Annotated in this window: 22 protein-coding genes; 1 reads left to right on the plus strand and 21 read right to left on the minus strand. The window is 38.2% G+C overall.

What is annotated here, in order from left to right; translation table 11 throughout:
• Nucleotides 1-40 precede the first annotated feature (40 nt).
• The 20 genes from rpmD to KTV93_RS05060 form a co-directional block, all read right to left on the minus strand.
• Complete coding sequence (gene rpmD / locus KTV93_RS04965; protein ID WP_031503420.1) at nucleotides 41-217, minus strand: 50S ribosomal protein L30; 177 nt, start codon at nucleotides 215-217, stop codon at nucleotides 41-43.
• A 10-nt stretch (nucleotides 218-227) separates the two neighbouring features.
• Nucleotides 228-749, minus strand: coding sequence for a 30S ribosomal protein S5 (gene rpsE, locus KTV93_RS04970; RefSeq protein WP_088469637.1), 522 nt, complete (start codon nucleotides 747-749; stop codon nucleotides 228-230).
• 18 nt (nucleotides 750-767) lie between these two features.
• Nucleotides 768-1,115: a 50S ribosomal protein L18 gene (gene rplR, locus KTV93_RS04975; RefSeq protein ID WP_218250210.1), complete on the minus strand. Its 348-nt coding sequence runs from the start codon at nucleotides 1,113-1,115 to the stop codon at nucleotides 768-770.
• 17 nt (nucleotides 1,116-1,132) lie between these two features.
• The gene (rplF, locus tag KTV93_RS04980; RefSeq protein WP_218250211.1) at nucleotides 1,133-1,678 is read right to left on the minus strand and encodes a 50S ribosomal protein L6; all 546 of its coding nucleotides are present in this window, start codon (nucleotides 1,676-1,678) and stop codon (nucleotides 1,133-1,135) included.
• A gap of 17 nt (nucleotides 1,679-1,695) precedes the next feature.
• Complete coding sequence (gene rpsH / locus KTV93_RS04985) at nucleotides 1,696-2,094, minus strand: 30S ribosomal protein S8 (protein ID WP_218250212.1); 399 nt, start codon at nucleotides 2,092-2,094, stop codon at nucleotides 1,696-1,698.
• 117 nt (nucleotides 2,095-2,211) lie between these two features.
• A complete protein-coding gene (gene rpsN, locus KTV93_RS04990; RefSeq protein ID WP_088358792.1) occupies nucleotides 2,212-2,481 on the minus strand; it encodes a 30S ribosomal protein S14 in 270 nt (89 codons plus the stop codon).
• A gap of 3 nt (nucleotides 2,482-2,484) precedes the next feature.
• Nucleotides 2,485-3,036 carry a 50S ribosomal protein L5 gene (rplE, locus tag KTV93_RS04995; protein WP_218250213.1) on the minus strand — a complete coding sequence of 184 codons (552 nt, stop codon included), beginning with the start codon at nucleotides 3,034-3,036 and terminating at the stop codon, nucleotides 2,485-2,487.
• A gap of 12 nt (nucleotides 3,037-3,048) precedes the next feature.
• On the minus strand, nucleotides 3,049-3,375 hold the full coding sequence (rplX, locus tag KTV93_RS05000) for a 50S ribosomal protein L24 (RefSeq protein WP_218250214.1): 327 nt from the start codon (nucleotides 3,373-3,375) through the stop codon (nucleotides 3,049-3,051).
• Between the two features lie 18 nt (nucleotides 3,376-3,393).
• Nucleotides 3,394-3,762, minus strand: coding sequence for a 50S ribosomal protein L14 (gene rplN / locus KTV93_RS05005; protein ID WP_031503404.1), 369 nt, complete (start codon nucleotides 3,760-3,762; stop codon nucleotides 3,394-3,396).
• Entirely contained in the window at nucleotides 3,762-4,019 is a 258-nt protein-coding gene (rpsQ, locus tag KTV93_RS05010; protein WP_088263399.1) for a 30S ribosomal protein S17, read from the minus strand. The genes rplN and rpsQ overlap by 1 nt, the downstream gene beginning before the upstream one ends.
• 10 nt (nucleotides 4,020-4,029) lie before the next feature.
• Nucleotides 4,030-4,221 (minus strand): 50S ribosomal protein L29, encoded by a 192-nt coding sequence (gene rpmC, locus KTV93_RS05015; protein WP_218250215.1) that lies wholly within the window; start codon nucleotides 4,219-4,221, stop codon nucleotides 4,030-4,032.
• A gap of 9 nt (nucleotides 4,222-4,230) precedes the next feature.
• Nucleotides 4,231-4,656, minus strand: coding sequence for a 50S ribosomal protein L16 (gene rplP, locus KTV93_RS05020; protein ID WP_218250216.1), 426 nt, complete (start codon nucleotides 4,654-4,656; stop codon nucleotides 4,231-4,233).
• 82 nt (nucleotides 4,657-4,738) lie between these two features.
• Entirely contained in the window at nucleotides 4,739-5,482 is a 744-nt protein-coding gene (rpsC, locus tag KTV93_RS05025; protein WP_218250217.1) for a 30S ribosomal protein S3, read from the minus strand.
• Between the two features lie 7 nt (nucleotides 5,483-5,489).
• Nucleotides 5,490-5,891: a 50S ribosomal protein L22 gene (gene rplV, locus KTV93_RS05030; RefSeq protein WP_218250218.1), complete on the minus strand. Its 402-nt coding sequence runs from the start codon at nucleotides 5,889-5,891 to the stop codon at nucleotides 5,490-5,492.
• 2 nt (nucleotides 5,892-5,893) lie between these two features.
• Nucleotides 5,894-6,172, minus strand: a complete 279-nt coding sequence (gene rpsS, locus KTV93_RS05035) for a 30S ribosomal protein S19 (RefSeq protein ID WP_028122169.1) — start codon at nucleotides 6,170-6,172, stop codon at nucleotides 5,894-5,896.
• Nucleotides 6,173-6,174: 2 nt separating this feature from the next.
• On the minus strand, nucleotides 6,175-6,996 hold the full coding sequence (gene rplB, locus KTV93_RS05040; RefSeq protein ID WP_218250219.1) for a 50S ribosomal protein L2: 822 nt from the start codon (nucleotides 6,994-6,996) through the stop codon (nucleotides 6,175-6,177).
• 17 nt (nucleotides 6,997-7,013) lie between these two features.
• Entirely contained in the window at nucleotides 7,014-7,304 is a 291-nt protein-coding gene (gene rplW / locus KTV93_RS05045; RefSeq protein ID WP_218250220.1) for a 50S ribosomal protein L23, read from the minus strand.
• A 3-nt stretch (nucleotides 7,305-7,307) separates the two neighbouring features.
• On the minus strand, nucleotides 7,308-7,937 hold the full coding sequence (gene rplD / locus KTV93_RS05050) for a 50S ribosomal protein L4 (protein ID WP_218250221.1): 630 nt from the start codon (nucleotides 7,935-7,937) through the stop codon (nucleotides 7,308-7,310).
• Nucleotides 7,928-8,554 (minus strand): 50S ribosomal protein L3, encoded by a 627-nt coding sequence (gene rplC, locus KTV93_RS05055; protein ID WP_218250222.1) that lies wholly within the window; start codon nucleotides 8,552-8,554, stop codon nucleotides 7,928-7,930. Before rplC ends, rplD begins: the two co-directional genes overlap by 10 nt.
• A 261-nt stretch (nucleotides 8,555-8,815) precedes the next feature.
• On the minus strand, nucleotides 8,816-9,298 hold the full coding sequence (locus KTV93_RS05060) for a low affinity iron permease family protein (protein ID WP_218250223.1): 483 nt from the start codon (nucleotides 9,296-9,298) through the stop codon (nucleotides 8,816-8,818).
• A gap of 345 nt (nucleotides 9,299-9,643) precedes the next feature.
• On the opposite strand from KTV93_RS05060, the gene KTV93_RS05065 reads away from it, so the two are divergent.
• On the plus strand, nucleotides 9,644-11,335 hold the full coding sequence (locus KTV93_RS05065) for a tetratricopeptide repeat protein (protein ID WP_218250224.1): 1,692 nt from the start codon (nucleotides 9,644-9,646) through the stop codon (nucleotides 11,333-11,335).
• Between the two features lie 80 nt (nucleotides 11,336-11,415).
• Here KTV93_RS05065 and KTV93_RS05070 read toward each other — a convergent pair whose 3' ends face one another.
• Entirely contained in the window at nucleotides 11,416-15,240 is a 3,825-nt protein-coding gene (locus KTV93_RS05070) for an Ig-like domain-containing protein (protein WP_218250225.1), read from the minus strand.
• Nucleotides 15,241-15,318 lie beyond the last annotated feature (78 nt).

A 15,318-nucleotide genomic window follows, 5' to 3' on the forward strand; every position in this document is an offset into this window, starting at 1 on the left:
AGACTGAATTTCTAGAGCCTCCGATCTCTTTTCTATTGTCTTATTTTTGAACTTCTACTAAATGACTTACCGCTGCTACCATACCTAAGATAGATGGTGTAGCTTCGTGTTCAACAACTTGGTGAAGTTTTTTCAATCCTAATGCTTCAAGCGTTCTTTTTTGGGTTTTAGTTCTACCAATAGCGCTTTTTACTTGCTTTACTGAAATTTTTGCCATTGTTTTAATATTAACCGTTAAACACTTTACTTAATGAAACACCTCTTAATTTTGCGATGTCCTCTGGTCTTCTGATGTCCAACAATGCTTTGAAAGTAGCTTTCACTACATTGTGCGGGTTAGAAGATCCTTTAGATTTCGACAAGATATCGTGTACTCCTGCAGACTCCAATACCGCTCTTACTGCACCACCGGCGATTAGCCCGGTACCGTGAGAAGCTGGTCTTAAGAAGATATCAGCTCCACCGTATCTTGCAGAAGTCTGGTGAGGGATTGTGTGGTTGATTACAGGAACTTTAACTAAGTTTTTCTTTGCATCTTCCACTGCTTTTGCAATAGCTGAAGCAACTTCTTTAGATTTTCCCAAACCGAAACCTACAGTACCAGCCTCATCTCCTACAACCACGATTGCAGAAAATCCGAAAGCACGACCACCTTTGGTTACTTTGGTTACTCTGTTTACAGCAACGAGACGATCTTTAAGTTCTAATCCTCCCGGTTTTACTTTTTCTATATTATCTAGTCCTAACATATTTCCGAAATTTAATGATTAGAATTTTAGTCCGCCTTCTCTCGCCCCGTCAGCAAGAGCTTTCACTCTACCGTGGTAAACGAATCCGTTTCTGTCGAACACTATATTTTCAATACCTGCAGCTTTAGCTTTTTCAGCGATTGCTTTACCTACTTCTGCAGAGATTTCTACTTTAGTACCTTTTGCGTTCAGGTTTCTTGAAGAAGCTGAAGCAAGAGTTTTACCGTCTTTATCGTCGATTAATTGCGCGTAAATTTCTTTATTACTTTTGTAAACAGATAATCTTGGCAATTCTGAAGAACCGGAGATTTTCCCTCTCACTCTTCTTTTAATTCTATTTCTTTTTTCTAATTTGCTTAGTGCCATTTTCTTAAGTTTTAAAATTAAGCAGATTTACCAGCTTTACGTCTAACAATTTCTCCAACGAATCTAACTCCTTTTCCTTTGTATGGTTCAGGTTTTCTGAAAGATCTGATCTTAGCAGCAACCATCCCAAGAAGTTGTTTGTCGTGTGAAGACAAAGTAATAATAGGGTTTTTACCTTTTTCAGATAAAGTATCTAAAGTAATTTCTTTTGGAAGATCCATCACGATACCGTGGGAGAATCCTAAAGCCATATCCAGTCTGTTACCTTGGTGTGAAGCTCTGTATCCTACCCCTACCAATTCAAGTTTTTTTGTAAAACCTTCGGCAGTTCCCACAATCATGTTATTGATTAACGCTCTGTAAAGACCGTGTAATGCTTTGTGTTGTTTTGAATCCGACGGTCTTTCTAAAGTAAGTATTCCGTCTTCCTGTTTTAGAGTGATTCCTTCGCCAATTTGCTGTGTAAGTTCGCCTTTCGGGCCTTTCACTGTTACCATACCGTCTTTTTCGGTTACTGTAACGTTAGCGGGAATTTCTATAATTGATTTACCAATTCTTGACATTTTCCTTTGATTAAAAATTAATAAACATAGCAGATTACTTCTCCACCAACTTTTTCTTGTCTGGCTTTTTTATCAGTCATAACTCCTTTTGAAGTTGAGATAATAGCCACGCCCAAACCGTTCAATACTCTTGGCAGTTCCTCAGAACCTTTGTATTGTCTTAAACCTGGTCTTGAAGCTCTTTGGATGCTTTTGATTGCAGGTTTGTTGGTTTGTTTGTCGTACTTTAAAGCGATTTTGATATTTCCCTGAACAGCGCTATCCTCGAACTTATAGTTCAGGATATAACCCTGGTCAAACAAAATTTTCGTAATCTCCTTTTTGATTTTCGATGCAGGAATGTCCACCACTTTATGGCCTGCGCTTTGTGCGTTCCTTACTCTGGTTAGGAAATCTGAAATTGGATCTGTTACCATTTTTCTATTTTAAATTATTGGTTTATGACAGTTAGTTTTGTTTCTGGCGACTGGCTTTTAGCTGGGCTGGTCGCGGATCGCCAAAAACAACTTTACTGTCTCGATTATTCTAAATTGTTACCAACTAGCTTTTTTAACACCTGGGATAAGACCTTTGTTGGCCATTTCTCTGAAGGTTACTCTCGAAAGTCCGAAAGTTCTCATGTATCCTCTTGGTCTTCCTGTTAATTTACATCTGTTGTGTAATCTCACAGGTGAAGCGTCTTTCGGCAATAATTGCAATGCTGCGTAATCTCCGGCTTCTTTCAAAGCTTTTCTTTTCTCAGCATATTTTGCTACTGTAGCTTCTCTTTTGCGCTCACGCGCTTTCATTGATTCTTTAGCCATCTTTTAATTCTTTTTAAAAGGCATACCAAAATGCGTTAATAATGCTTTTGCTTCTTTGTCGGTTTTCGCTGTAGTAACGAAAGTAATGTCCATCCCCTGGATTTTCTTTACTTTATCGATTACGATCTCAGGGAAAATGATTTGCTCAGTGATTCCTAAGTTGTAATTTCCTCTACCGTCGAAACCTTCAGCTTTGATACCAGAGAAGTCTCTGATTCGTGGTAACGCTGAAGAAGTAAGTCTGTCTAAGAACTCATACATTTTATCAGCTCTTAAAGTTACTCTTGCTCCTACTGGCATTCCTTTTCTCAATTTGAAGGCAGCCTCATCTTTCTTAGAGATTGTACCAACTGCTTTTTGACCGGTGATTGCTGTAAGTTCTTCTACTGCGTAATCTACAATTTTCTTGTCAGCAGTAGCTGCACCTAAACCTTGTGAAATAACGATTTTTTCTAATTTAGGTACCTGCATAACAGATTTGTACCCAAATTCTTCCATCATCGCAGGAACAATCTTTTCTTTATATATTTTCCTTGGTCTTACTATATATTCCATCGTCTTTTATAATTATAAAGTTTCACCGGTTGTTTTAGCAACTCTTACTTTTTTATCACCTTCCACCTTGGATCCTGTTTTGGTTGCTTTACCGTTTTTGTCGATAAGCATAACGTTGGAAATATGGATTGATGCTTCTTTCTCTACAATTCCGCCTTGTGGGTTACCTGCTGATGGTTTGGTATGTTTTTTAACGATATTTAAACCTGCAACGATTACTCTTGCGTCTTTGCCTTCTTTTCTGATCACTTCAATAACCTCACCTGTTTTACCTTTAATTTCTTTCTTACCGGTAGTGATGATTACGTTATCTCCTCTTTTGATTTTTAACTTTGTCATTTTCTGTAAATTTTAAAATTAAAGTACTTCAGGAGCTAATGAAATGACTTTCATATATTCTTTATCTCTCAGTTCACGGGCAACAGGTCCGAATACACGGGTACCTCTCATTTCGCCGGCTGCGTTTAAAAGAACACAAGCGTTATCGTCGAATTTGATGTATGAACCATCTTTTCTACGAACTGCTTTTTTAGTTCTTACTACAACTGCTTTAGAAACAGTTCCTTTTTTTGCGTTACCCTGTGGTGTAGAATCTTTGATAGTAACTACGATTTTATCACCAACTGAAGCATATCTTCTTCTGGTTCCTCCCAGAACTCTGATTACAAGTACTTCTTTTGCACCTGTGTTATCAGCAACTTTTAATCTTGATTCGGTTTGTAACATTACTTAGCTTTTTCAATGATTCTTACTAATCTCCATCTCTTACTTTTACTTAAAGGTCTTGTTTCAGTAATTAATACTGTATCGCCTTCAGTACACTCGTTGTTCTCATCATGAGCGGTATATTTTTTCGTTTTTAGAACGAATTTACCGTACATCGGGTGTTTTACTCTCGTCGTTTCACTTACAACAATGGTCTTTTCCATTTTATTGCTAGAAACGATTCCGATTCTTTCTTTTCTTAAATTTCTATCCATGATAAAAGGAAAATTATGATTGTTGTTTTAGTGTTAATTCAGTTTCCAGACGAGCGATTGTTCTTCTCATGTCTCTAATCTGAATAGGATTTTCAATCGGGCTGATGCTGTGCGATAATTTCATTTTATTGAAATCTGCTTTTACTTCAGTCAACTTGTTTTGAATATCTCCTGCGCTTAGATTTTTGATGTCAGCTTTTTTCATTTTAATAAATTATTGAGGTTGAACAAAATCGTTAGCAACTACAAATCTTGTAGTAACAGGAAGTTTCTGAGCCGCTAAACGAAGTGCTTCTTTGGCAACTTCATAAGGTACTCCACCTACTTCAAACATAATCTTACCAGGTTTCACTACCGATACCCAATATTCCACAGCACCTTTACCTTTCCCCATCCTTACTTCGGCTGGTTTTTTAGTAATCGGTTTGTCCGGAAATATTTTGATCCATAACTGACCTTCTCTTTTCATATATCTTGTTGCAGCAATACGCGCTGCTTCAATTTGTCTTGCAGTGATCCAAGCTCCTTCGTTAGCTTTGATCCCGAAAGTTCCGTAAGCGAGTTGATTCCCTCTTTGGGCAACTCCCTTCATCTTCATCTTGTGAACTTTACGGAATTTGGTTCTTCTTGGTTGTAACATAATTTCTAGGAATTTTAGATTTTAGATTTTAGCTTTTAAAAAAGTAACGGTCATTTAAAACTGTCCTCTAAAATTTCATTAATTATTTTCTATCTCTTGGTCTTCTGTCTCCTCTTTCACCACGGTCGCCGCGCTCGTTTCTGTCGCCTCTACCTGCAGGTGCTTTTTTCTGTTGTCCTACTAATGGGGAAAGATCTCTTTTACCGTAAACCTCACCTTTCATAATCCAAACCTTTACACCAAGTTTTCCGTATTGTGTAAGTGCTTCACCGATGTGATAATCGATATCTGCACGGAAGGTTGACAATGGGATTCTTCCTTCTTTGAAAGATTCGCTTCTTGCCATCTCAGCTCCGTTCAATCTACCTGAGATCTGAACTTTGATTCCTTCAGCTCCCATTCTCATGGTGCTTTGAATTGCCATTTTCACAGCTCTTCTGTAAGAAATTCTATTTTCAATCTGTTTTGCGATACTGTCAGCAACTAATACTGCATCAAGTTCAGGTCTTTTGATTTCGAAGATATTGATCTGGATGTCCTTATCGGTAATCTTTTTTAATTCTTCTTTTAGTTTATCAACTTCCTGACCTCCTTTACCGATGATAAGTCCCGGTCTTGCAGTGGTGATTGTTACTGTTACTAATTTCAGGGTTCTTTCAATATAAATTTTTGAAATTCCACCTTTAGATAATCTAGCTTCAAGGTATCTTCTGATTTTGTAGTCTTCAGCGATTCTGTCGCCGTAGTTTTTACCACCAAACCAGTTCGAATCCCATCCTCTGATGATACCTAATCTGTTACCAATTGGATTTGTCTTCTGTCCCATACCTTGATTATTTGTTGTCTTTAGTGCCTAAAATTAACGTAATGTGGTTAGATCTTTTTCTGATTCTGTGTCCTCTACCTTGTGGTGCAGGTCTCAGTCTCTTCAATTGTCTAGCACTATCAACCATAATTTCTTTTACGATTAAGTTTGCCTCCTCGATATCAGCTCCTTCATTTTTTGTCTGCCAGTTAGCCATTGCAGAAAGAAGAACTTTCTCCAATTTGTTAGAAGCTTCCTTTTTTGAAAATTTAAGGATAGCTAAAGCTTTGTCAACTTCAACTCCTCTGATGATATCAGCAACCAATCTCATCTTTCTTGGAGAAGACGGGCAATCATTATGTAACGATTTTGCCACATCCTGGTTTGCTATTTTACGTGCTAATGCACTTTCTCTTTTTCTTGATCCCATGATTATCTACCTCCTTTATTTTTGTTACCACCGTGACCTCTGAAAGATCTTGTCGGAGAAAATTCGCCTAACTTGTGACCTACCATGTTTTCAGTTACATAAACCGGGATAAAAGATTTCCCGTTGTGTACTGCGATGGTTTGTCCTACGAAGTCCGGAGAGATCATTGACGCTCGAGACCAAGTTTTAATTACTGTCTTTTTATTAGACTCTATATTTGCCTGAACCTTCTTATCTAAAGTATGATGAATGAAAGGTCCTTTCTTAAGTGATCTTGCCATAATTATTTTCTTTTAGATACGATAAATCGGTTAGACGCTTTGTTTTTCTTTCTTGTTTTGTAACCTTTAGCCGGCATACCGTTTCTAGATCTTGGGTGACCTCCTGATGAACGTCCTTCACCACCTCCCATTGGGTGATCAACTGGGTTCATTACAACTGGTCTTGTTCTAGGTCTTCTTCCTAACCATCTGCTTCTACCTGCTTTACCGGAAACGGTAAGCTGGTGGTCGCCGTTAGAAACAGATCCGATCATTGCCATACATTCAGTAAGGATCATTCTGGATTCTCCTGAAGGTAATTTCACGATCGCGTATTTACCGTCTCTTGAAGTTAACTGTGCTGAAGATCCTGCACTTCTTGCCATAACTGCTCCCTGACCAGGTCTCAATTCGATACAAGAAACAACAGTTCCCAAAGGAATGTTCTTCAATTTCATTGCATTACCTACATTAGGTTCTGCAGTATCCGCTGAGATTACTTTCTGGTCTACTTTGATACCGTTTGGAGCGATGATATATCTCTTCTCTCCGTCTGCGTACTCAACTAGCGCGATGAAAGCTGTTCTGTTTGGATCGTACTCTACAGTTTTTACCGTTCCTTCAACATCAAACTTGTTTCTTTTGAAGTCGATAATTCTGTATTTTTGTTTGTGTCCACCTCCGGTGTAACGCATGGTCATTTTACCAGTATTGTTACGACCACCTGACTTTTTAATACCAACGGTTAGAGACTTCTCTGGTTTGTTGGTAGTAATTTCCTCAAAGTTGTTAACAACTCTGAATCTCTGTCCCGGGGTGATAGGTTTTAATTTTCTAACAGACATTACTATTGATTATTTAATTAATTCGTTGCAAAAATATCAATCACTTCACCTTCTGCAAGGGAAACAACTGCTTTCTTCATTTTGTTGGTTTTCCCAACCTGTAGTCCTTTTTTGGTGTGTTTCGATGAAACTTTAGGAGCGTAAATCATTGTTCTTACGTCTGCTACTTTTACACCATAAGCCTCTTCTATCGCTTTTTTGATCTGGATTTTATTCGCTTTCGTATTCACGAAAAAAGAATAAGCTCCTCTCAAATCTGTAAGATAGTTTGCTTTTTCTGAAATGATAGGTTTAATAATAATAGACATGATTTATTTTCTTAAGTTTTCCTGAAATTTTTCGATAGCACCTTCTAAAAATACAATCTCGCCAGCGTGTACCAAATCGTAAGAACTGATCTCGTTATAAGTCAATACTGTAGTTTTAGGTAAGTTTCTTGATGACAGATATACATTTTTGTTAGCTTCCGGTAAAATATACAGTGATTTTTTACCTTCAAATCCTAATGCGTTGTTCAGTGTGATAAATTCTTTAGTTTTAGGAGCATCAAAGTTGAATGCTTCAAGAACTTTAATAGAATTGTCTCTCATTTTCTGAGAAAGCACAGATTTTTTTGCCAATCTCTTCAAAGCTTTGTTCAGTTTGAATCTGTAGTCTCTTGGTTTTGGACCAAAAACTCTACCTCCACCTCTGAAAGTTGGCGACTTGATATCACCGTATCTTGCAGAACCAGAACCTTTTTGCTTTTTAAGTTTCTTGGTAGAAGCTGTAATTTCGCTTCTTTCTTTTGATTTATGTGTTCCTTGTCTTTGTGCAGCAAGGTATTGTTTCACTTCTAAGTAAACCGCGTGCTGGTTAGGCTCAATTCCGAAGATCGCTTCGTCTAACTGAACAGTTCTTCCGGTTTCTTTTCCTGATGTATTAAATACTACTAGTTCCATTTTCTGATAATTACATAAGAATTTTTTGCTCCCGGAACAGCACCTTTTACTACTAAAAGATTTTGCTCTTCATCTACTCTTAACACCTGAAGGTTTTGTACGGTAACTTGCTTACCACCCATTCTACCAGCCATACGCATTCCTTTGAATACTCTTGACGGGTCGGAACCTGCACCAATAGAACCTGGGGCTCTAAGTCTGTTGTGCTGTCCGTGAGTTGCCTGCATTACACCACCAAAGTTGTGTCTTTTAACAACCCCCTGGAAACCTTTACCTTTTGAAGTTCCTGTTACGTCAACAAATTCGCCTTGCGCGAAAAGGTTAACTTTCACTTCATCTCCTACGCTTAAAGTGTCTACAAATTCGTTGTAGAATTCTACCAATTTAGCTTTTGGAGCAGAACCAGCCTTTTTGAAGTGGCCGGCTAACGCTTTACCAACGTTCTTTTCACTCTTGTCATCGAAACCTAGCTGAGCAGCTTTGTACCCATCTTTTTCTACGGTTCTGACCTGTAAAACCGAGCAAGGACCAGCCTGAATAACTGTACACGGCATGTTTTTGCCGTTTTCGTCAAACAAGGAAGTCATCCCGATTTTTTTACCAATAATACCTGACATTATTTATATATTATATTAAGTTCACGTTTGCCAATCGAGGTTTAGGTGATTTCTATTTCTGAAATAGGCATACTTCTTCCCTAAATTGAGTGTGCAAATGTATGAAGTTTTTTTGAATTGACAAACAGCGAGTTAAAAATATTTTACGAAAAATGCAAAAAACTTCAGCCGTAACTGAAGTTCTGAAGTCGTTGATTACTAAAGCAAAAGGATTTCGCTGATTTTTCGTGCTAATCTTCTTTTTCCAATGTCAAGAAAAGCTTATTTATCTTCCTCTTCAATCTGCTGCTGAATGATCTTATTACGCATTTTATGCTCGTGGTTATCTTCGGCGGCATCAATCGAATGCGATTGGTGAATATCCGTATCCTCTTCCGCCAAATCGGAAAGTTTCTGATAATAGCGGTGGAGTTTATCGAGTTCCTTTTCTGTAAGGTCTTCAATATCCACAATTCTGTTGCTCGCTTTTTCGTGGGCGGCGATAAGTTCATTCAGTTTAATCTGTATGGCTTTAGAGTCTTTATTCTGTGCTTTCTGAATGAGGAAAACCATGAGAAACGTAACAATTGTTGTCCCGGTATTAATCACCAGCTGCCATGTTTCGGAAAATTTAAAAATCGGACCTGTTCCTGCCCAAATAATTATTAAAGCCAATGCAATTAAAAAAGCAGACGGACTGCCTGCGGCCGCAGTTGACCAATCGGAAAAGCGATCGAAAAAACTTTTATTTTCACTTGTCTCCATTTCTTATTTATTTTTCTTAATCGGATAAATTAAAGCGTTATTAATCTGAATAGGATTTCTTCCTGCGGTGCATCTCCTAAAAGATTTCGCTAAGTTCATCAAACTGTCTAACACTTTTACCTGCATTCCCATTACCATAAATGTGCCGTAACCGTTATTGTTTTTATGGGACGTTTGCTGCACTGTATTTACTAAAATAGTAATATCAGAAGTTCGTAAAAAAGAGCATTAATAATCTAAAACCATCAATAATTATTTTTTAATGTATTTTTACGTTCGAAATTTCACCTGTCTAATTAAATTTTTATCCATTTGAATTTAGCTTTACCAGTAAGAAACTTAAAGATGCTTTTTTTAGGTTTTGTATTCTTCAGCCTTCACTCTCATGCTCAGACAAAAAATGAGATAGAAAAGATAAATTCCATACTTGGGGGCATAGAAACCTCTTACGACAAAATACCGGATATTGTCTCGTTTATAAATCAAGAGGCGAAAAAACACGGATTAAAAGATAAATCGATCCAACAAATTATCGTATATAATCTTGAGGCTCAAAAAACTGCAGATCTTTCTAAAGGTATAAACACAAAAAGTACAACACAATTTCTCAAAGCCATCAATCTGGCGGAAAAGAAAAAATTACAGCATCTGCAAACCTGGTCGGAGATCTCGTATGCTTTTTATCTCTATACCTACAGAGAGATAAAAGACGCTTATCCGTATTTTCTGAAAAATATAAAACGCGTAGAGATGAATGATTACGAGTTTAAAATTTCACCTGCTGTATCTTATAAAAAAGTTGGCTATTTTCTCAATAATATTAATGAGTTTCAAAAATCCAACGTTTATCTTCTGCGGGCAGAAAAAATATCTGCAAACCCGACCTCAATCAAATCTGCTCTGCACGATAATATCGCTATAAATTACTGGCATCAGAAAAAGTATGACAGTGCAGGATACCATTATAATATTGCTGAAGAAATTGCTTTAAAAACCAACGATAAACTACGTTATGCAAAAATTTTGGGCAACCGTGCCCTGATCTCTATTGATCTGAAAAAATATGACGAAGCCGAGAATTTCTTATTGAAGGATATTAATATCACCGAAAAGATACAGGATGAGAAAAATATGATGTTTGCCAAGGCTTTATTAGCCAGACTATATCTGAAAATAAAACGATACAATGATTGCCAAAAGTATGCAGATGAAGCGTTAAAAATAGCTGACTCCAGCCCCTATTACAAAAGCGAAAAGCTCGAAATACTTGATCTGAGATTTCAGCTGGCGAAAATTAAAGAAGATGCTCAAGAGGAACTTTTTTTACGAAGAGAAATGGATCGCACCTCCGAAGACCTCAAAAAAATGGATGGGCAGGAAAATATCAATCAAATCAACTGGAAAAGCCGGCAAGAGATTTTTGAGTTAAAAATTGATGCGGAAAAATCAAAAGCCGAAAAAGCATCTATTCAAAAGACTTTAGCCATTATACTTTCGGGCTGTCTGCTGCTTACTGTGTTTTTTTTCAGGCATCGTATCAAAGACAAATATAAAATCGACAAGTCTGAATATGATAAAAAAATACTCGCATTAATGCTTGAAAAAGCAAACTCCGAAAACAGACTCAATACTTCCCGAAAAACCATTGATACCTTCAAAACTTATCTCAGAGAAAAAAACAAACAAATTGAAGAACTAGAAAGTACAGTTTCTAACATCAATAATTTTTCCAAGTCTTACATGGAAGAGAAAACAACCGTGTTGCAAAGCCTCCTGCAATCTCACCTGATGACAGCGGAAAACTGGGATCTTTTCAAAACCAATTTCATGCAGGAGTATCCGGAATTTTATAAAAACATCACTGATAATTTTGATGATCTTACCGAAGCCAACCTTCGGATGATCTTTCTTACCAAGCTGGACCTTAAAAATACCGAAATTGCAAGAATTCTAGGTGTTACCTTGGAAGCGGTAAAAAAATCCAAACAACGTTTGCGGAAAAAATATTCCGGTATGTTCGACGAGCTTTATCAATAATCATCTCTGCAAAAAATAACAAGTCCGCTTCAGTTTGAAGCGGACTTGTCGTTATCTTAAAAATGTGGATTTTTCAGTAATTACTTTTTAATCACTTTCTTAATGACTTCCCGGTTTTCGGAAGTGAGTTTTACCGTATACACACCTGTCGGAAACTGCTGTGTATTGATGCTGGATTCTTTAGCATTTAGGTTTTTATTAAAAATTAAACTGCCCGTGGCCGAATAAATTTTAATATTGGTAATCATTGCATCATTCTTTACATAAAGCACATCTCTGAAAGGGCTTGGATAGATCGCCGCTGCTTTATTAACATCCTGGGATGTGCCTAAAACCGCCTCTATGGTAATATTAAACTCTGCTCCCATCGTTCTGCAGTTACCGTTGGATGAAACCGGATAGTATTTTCCTGTCACCAAAATATGATTATTTGCCAGCGGATTTATATTAGCATTAGCATCACTTTGGGTTGCATACCAAGTTACGTTACTAGGGTTTGAGATCTCAATATCTGATACTTTACTGCCATAAGGCAATGTTTGGTTGGTATTTCCCGTAGGTGCATCAGGATAAGCCTTTATGTTCAGTGCCACAAAAGATGTTCTTACAGACTCGCAGTTATTGGTTCTTCTGCTTACGTAATAGGTAACACCTTCTTTCACAATGGTAGAGGATTCCAGTTGATTACCGGCAACAGCTGCGTCGTACCATCTTACCTCTCCCGTACCCGAAACAACAACATTACTTAAGCTTAAAGCGCCTTCGCAAGCGGCGGCTGGCTGTGTTACGGTTGGTGCAGCGGGTATCTCATAAATGCTGGTCGCGGTAAACGAAGTTCTTGCCGATTCGCAGCCATTTGGATTTTGAGTGACGTAGTAAGTTTCATTAGGTTCGATAACTGTAGTTGCGGGTAATATATTTCCACCCGTCGCACTGTTGTACCATTTAAGATTGCCACCTGTAACGCTAAGCTGACCCAATGTGAACTGACCAGCACAAGTTGCAGCTGGTTGTGTTACTAAAGGTGCGGCAGGTAGATCATAGAATTGAGTCGCGGAAAAAGCAGCTCTTGCCGATTCGCAACCGTTAGGGTTTTGAGTAACGTAATAGGTCTTGTTACGTTCAATAACTGTGGTTGCAGGTAAAACATTTCCACCTGTTGCGGCACTATACCATTTATGATTGGTACCCGCGACACTTAGCTGACCCAGAGTGACCTGACCCGCGCAGATTACTGCAGGCTGTGTAACCGCTGGTGCGGCAGGAACAGCAACAATACTGACTTTTACAGGAACTAAACTACTGGTACAACCACCGGTATCGACTTTAGTAATGTAATAAGTCTGACCATTGGTAAGAGTTGCGGTGGAGGCCAAAGGATCATAAGCTGTAGTGCTTGCATACACCAATATCGTGGGTGAGTTTATTTTAGATATTAAATCACTTACTTTATTTACACCACAGAGCACGATCGTCTGGTTCGCCGTAACCGGCGCGGATATTGTGCATTGTCTTTCCGATGCGCCCAAATCGATAGTGCTATTTACGATTCTCGTTTTAGCTTCAACATCCTTTGGGGATTTTACAATATTGGCAGACACATTTATGTAAAGTTCATTTTTACCTTTGTTTATCGCCGGGCTTGAACTTGACAATCTATAGGTATTCTCCAGTTGCGGATTTTGATTGTAAGTATCGGCTCCTTTTGTATAGTATTGGAAAATATTAGACTTAATGTTGCCGCTGTTTCTGGTAGAGAAATCACTTTCAGAAAAATTGAAAGAAAACTCACTGTTTAATGTTCCGCTATTATTGGTGCTCGTATTATTGTAAAAAATATTATTCGAGAACTTCACCGTAATATTATGATTAAAACGGATCGCACCACCATCGCTGGCTTTATTATTAGCAATTGTACAGTTGATCAATGTAAGAAAGCCTCTGTTATTATTCGTATCCGTATATATTGCTCCACCATCGCCATTACTACCGGCTTCATTCAGGGTGAAGACTACATTCTGAAAAACAGGTTTTGAGTCATTAAGCATGTACACCGCACCTCCCCGGTTTACAGAATAGTTATTTTTGAAAATACTGTTGGTAATAGCTGGAGATGAATTGTTCATCAGTATTCCGCCGCCATACCGGTGATCGATTGTTTGACCGTTGATGCTAAAACTGTTATCGTTTACAGCATTACCATTCATTATTGTAAATCCGTCAAGCAAAGCTGCTCCAACATCTCCTGCGCTTACTACTACATGCGCGCTTACTTTTCCGCCATCTAAAATCGTTTCATTTTGACCGGTTTTTCTTTGTTCCAGTCTTGTTTCATCACCATTGAAACCACCATATAACTGTACATCCTTCACGAGTACAAAAGCTCTGTCTCTGGTCGCTCCGCCGCCATATTGATGGGTAGGGACGTGAGTTCCTTTTTGCACCCAAACCTGAACAGGTATAGTAGCATTAAAATTGCTTACCGACTGGTTATTGTGCAAATATTTTAATACATCGGTTAGATTACCGGCATTGGTCCAGGAAGTTCCGTCTCCGGTAGCTCCTGGTTTCACATAATAAATCCTTGAACTGGTGAAGCAAGTTCCAGCAGCTACATTGTTTCTGATTACATTTCCCGGCTGCGTGCCAAATCCCAATGACAGATTAATGCCCACGGAAGGCTGTGTGTGACAGTAACTCATAATGGTTCCGCCATTAGCCGCAGGCATAGGACCATTAGGACACGTAATAGAAGTGTTCCACGGATTGGCTTCCGATGGCACACACCCGTCAATTGCGGTATTATTACCATTCCAAAAGCAACTTTGTGTATGAGGCGAACCCAGATTATGACCAATCTCGTGAGTGATCACTTCCACAGTCCAGGAATAAGTCGGAACATTACTATAAGAATCGAATAGGCCTGAAAACGCGTGTTTGTTACTGCTAGTACAAGAACTATAATAAGCACGGCCTCCAAACTGAGATTTCAAGTTGACGAAGTGTGCCAGATCTCCGTCAAAGCTTGCTCGGTTTTGTCGGAATTTCGGCAATAAGTTAGCTGAACTAGTTTCGTTTGCATACGGATCTACAGTTGTCCATACGTAGACCTTGTGCAAATCTACCCGCAATCCTTCGTTATAATATAGCGTACTTACATTATTGTGAATAGCATTAATCCAGTTCACGGTTTGTTCCACGGAACTTCCTTTGGCTCTATAAATATCATTGGCGACTTCATAATAAATTCTAACCCGTTTATTAGTATGCAAAGCTTTGTCGGCACTAATATTTTGTGTTGGATACACAGGCATAATTTCCTGGTCCTCGGGTGTGCCGCAAACAAAACCAAAGTTATCCTTCAATGAAGCGGATGAATAAAAAACATATTCATCAGAGTTTTTAGCTTTGGCTAAAACGATATTACCCAGACTTGGCGAAGAAATAATGCCTGCTACATTATCGTCAAAAATACTGAGCGTTACAGTAGAATGATGATCACCATCTATAATACCACGGTAATAAATCCCCGTTGAATATTTTTGAGTAGCGGAAACATTCGTTTCTACCAGGATATCATTTTGAACAACCTTCAAAAGTTCTACATTAATGTTTCCTTTGTTAAATGGAAGAGTCAAACTCAAGGCTTCATCTTTAGTATGAATGAGGGAAGATAAGCTGGCTTTATTGAGTTCTAACACGACACCTTCGGAAAAAGAAGTCTGATATTTCTGCTGCTTGTTAGCAACGGCCTGTGTAAATAAGGAGACCGTTTTAAACGCATTCGATTTCCCCGCCTGCGATTTGTACGCGGAAATATCCTTAGCAATCGGAGGTAGGTCATGTTGAGCCCAGATATATCCAAAGCTCAGGTGTATTACAATTAGTAACAAAATTTTTCTCATAATAGTTTTTTTTAATTGCTAACAAAACTAAAGTTACTAAGAAAAAATACCTAAAAAGGGCGGTGGACAAAGGGGTGG

The sequence above is a fragment of the Kaistella faecalis genome, from assembly GCF_019195395.1.
Classification (GTDB): domain Bacteria; phylum Bacteroidota; class Bacteroidia; order Flavobacteriales; family Weeksellaceae; genus Kaistella; species Kaistella faecalis.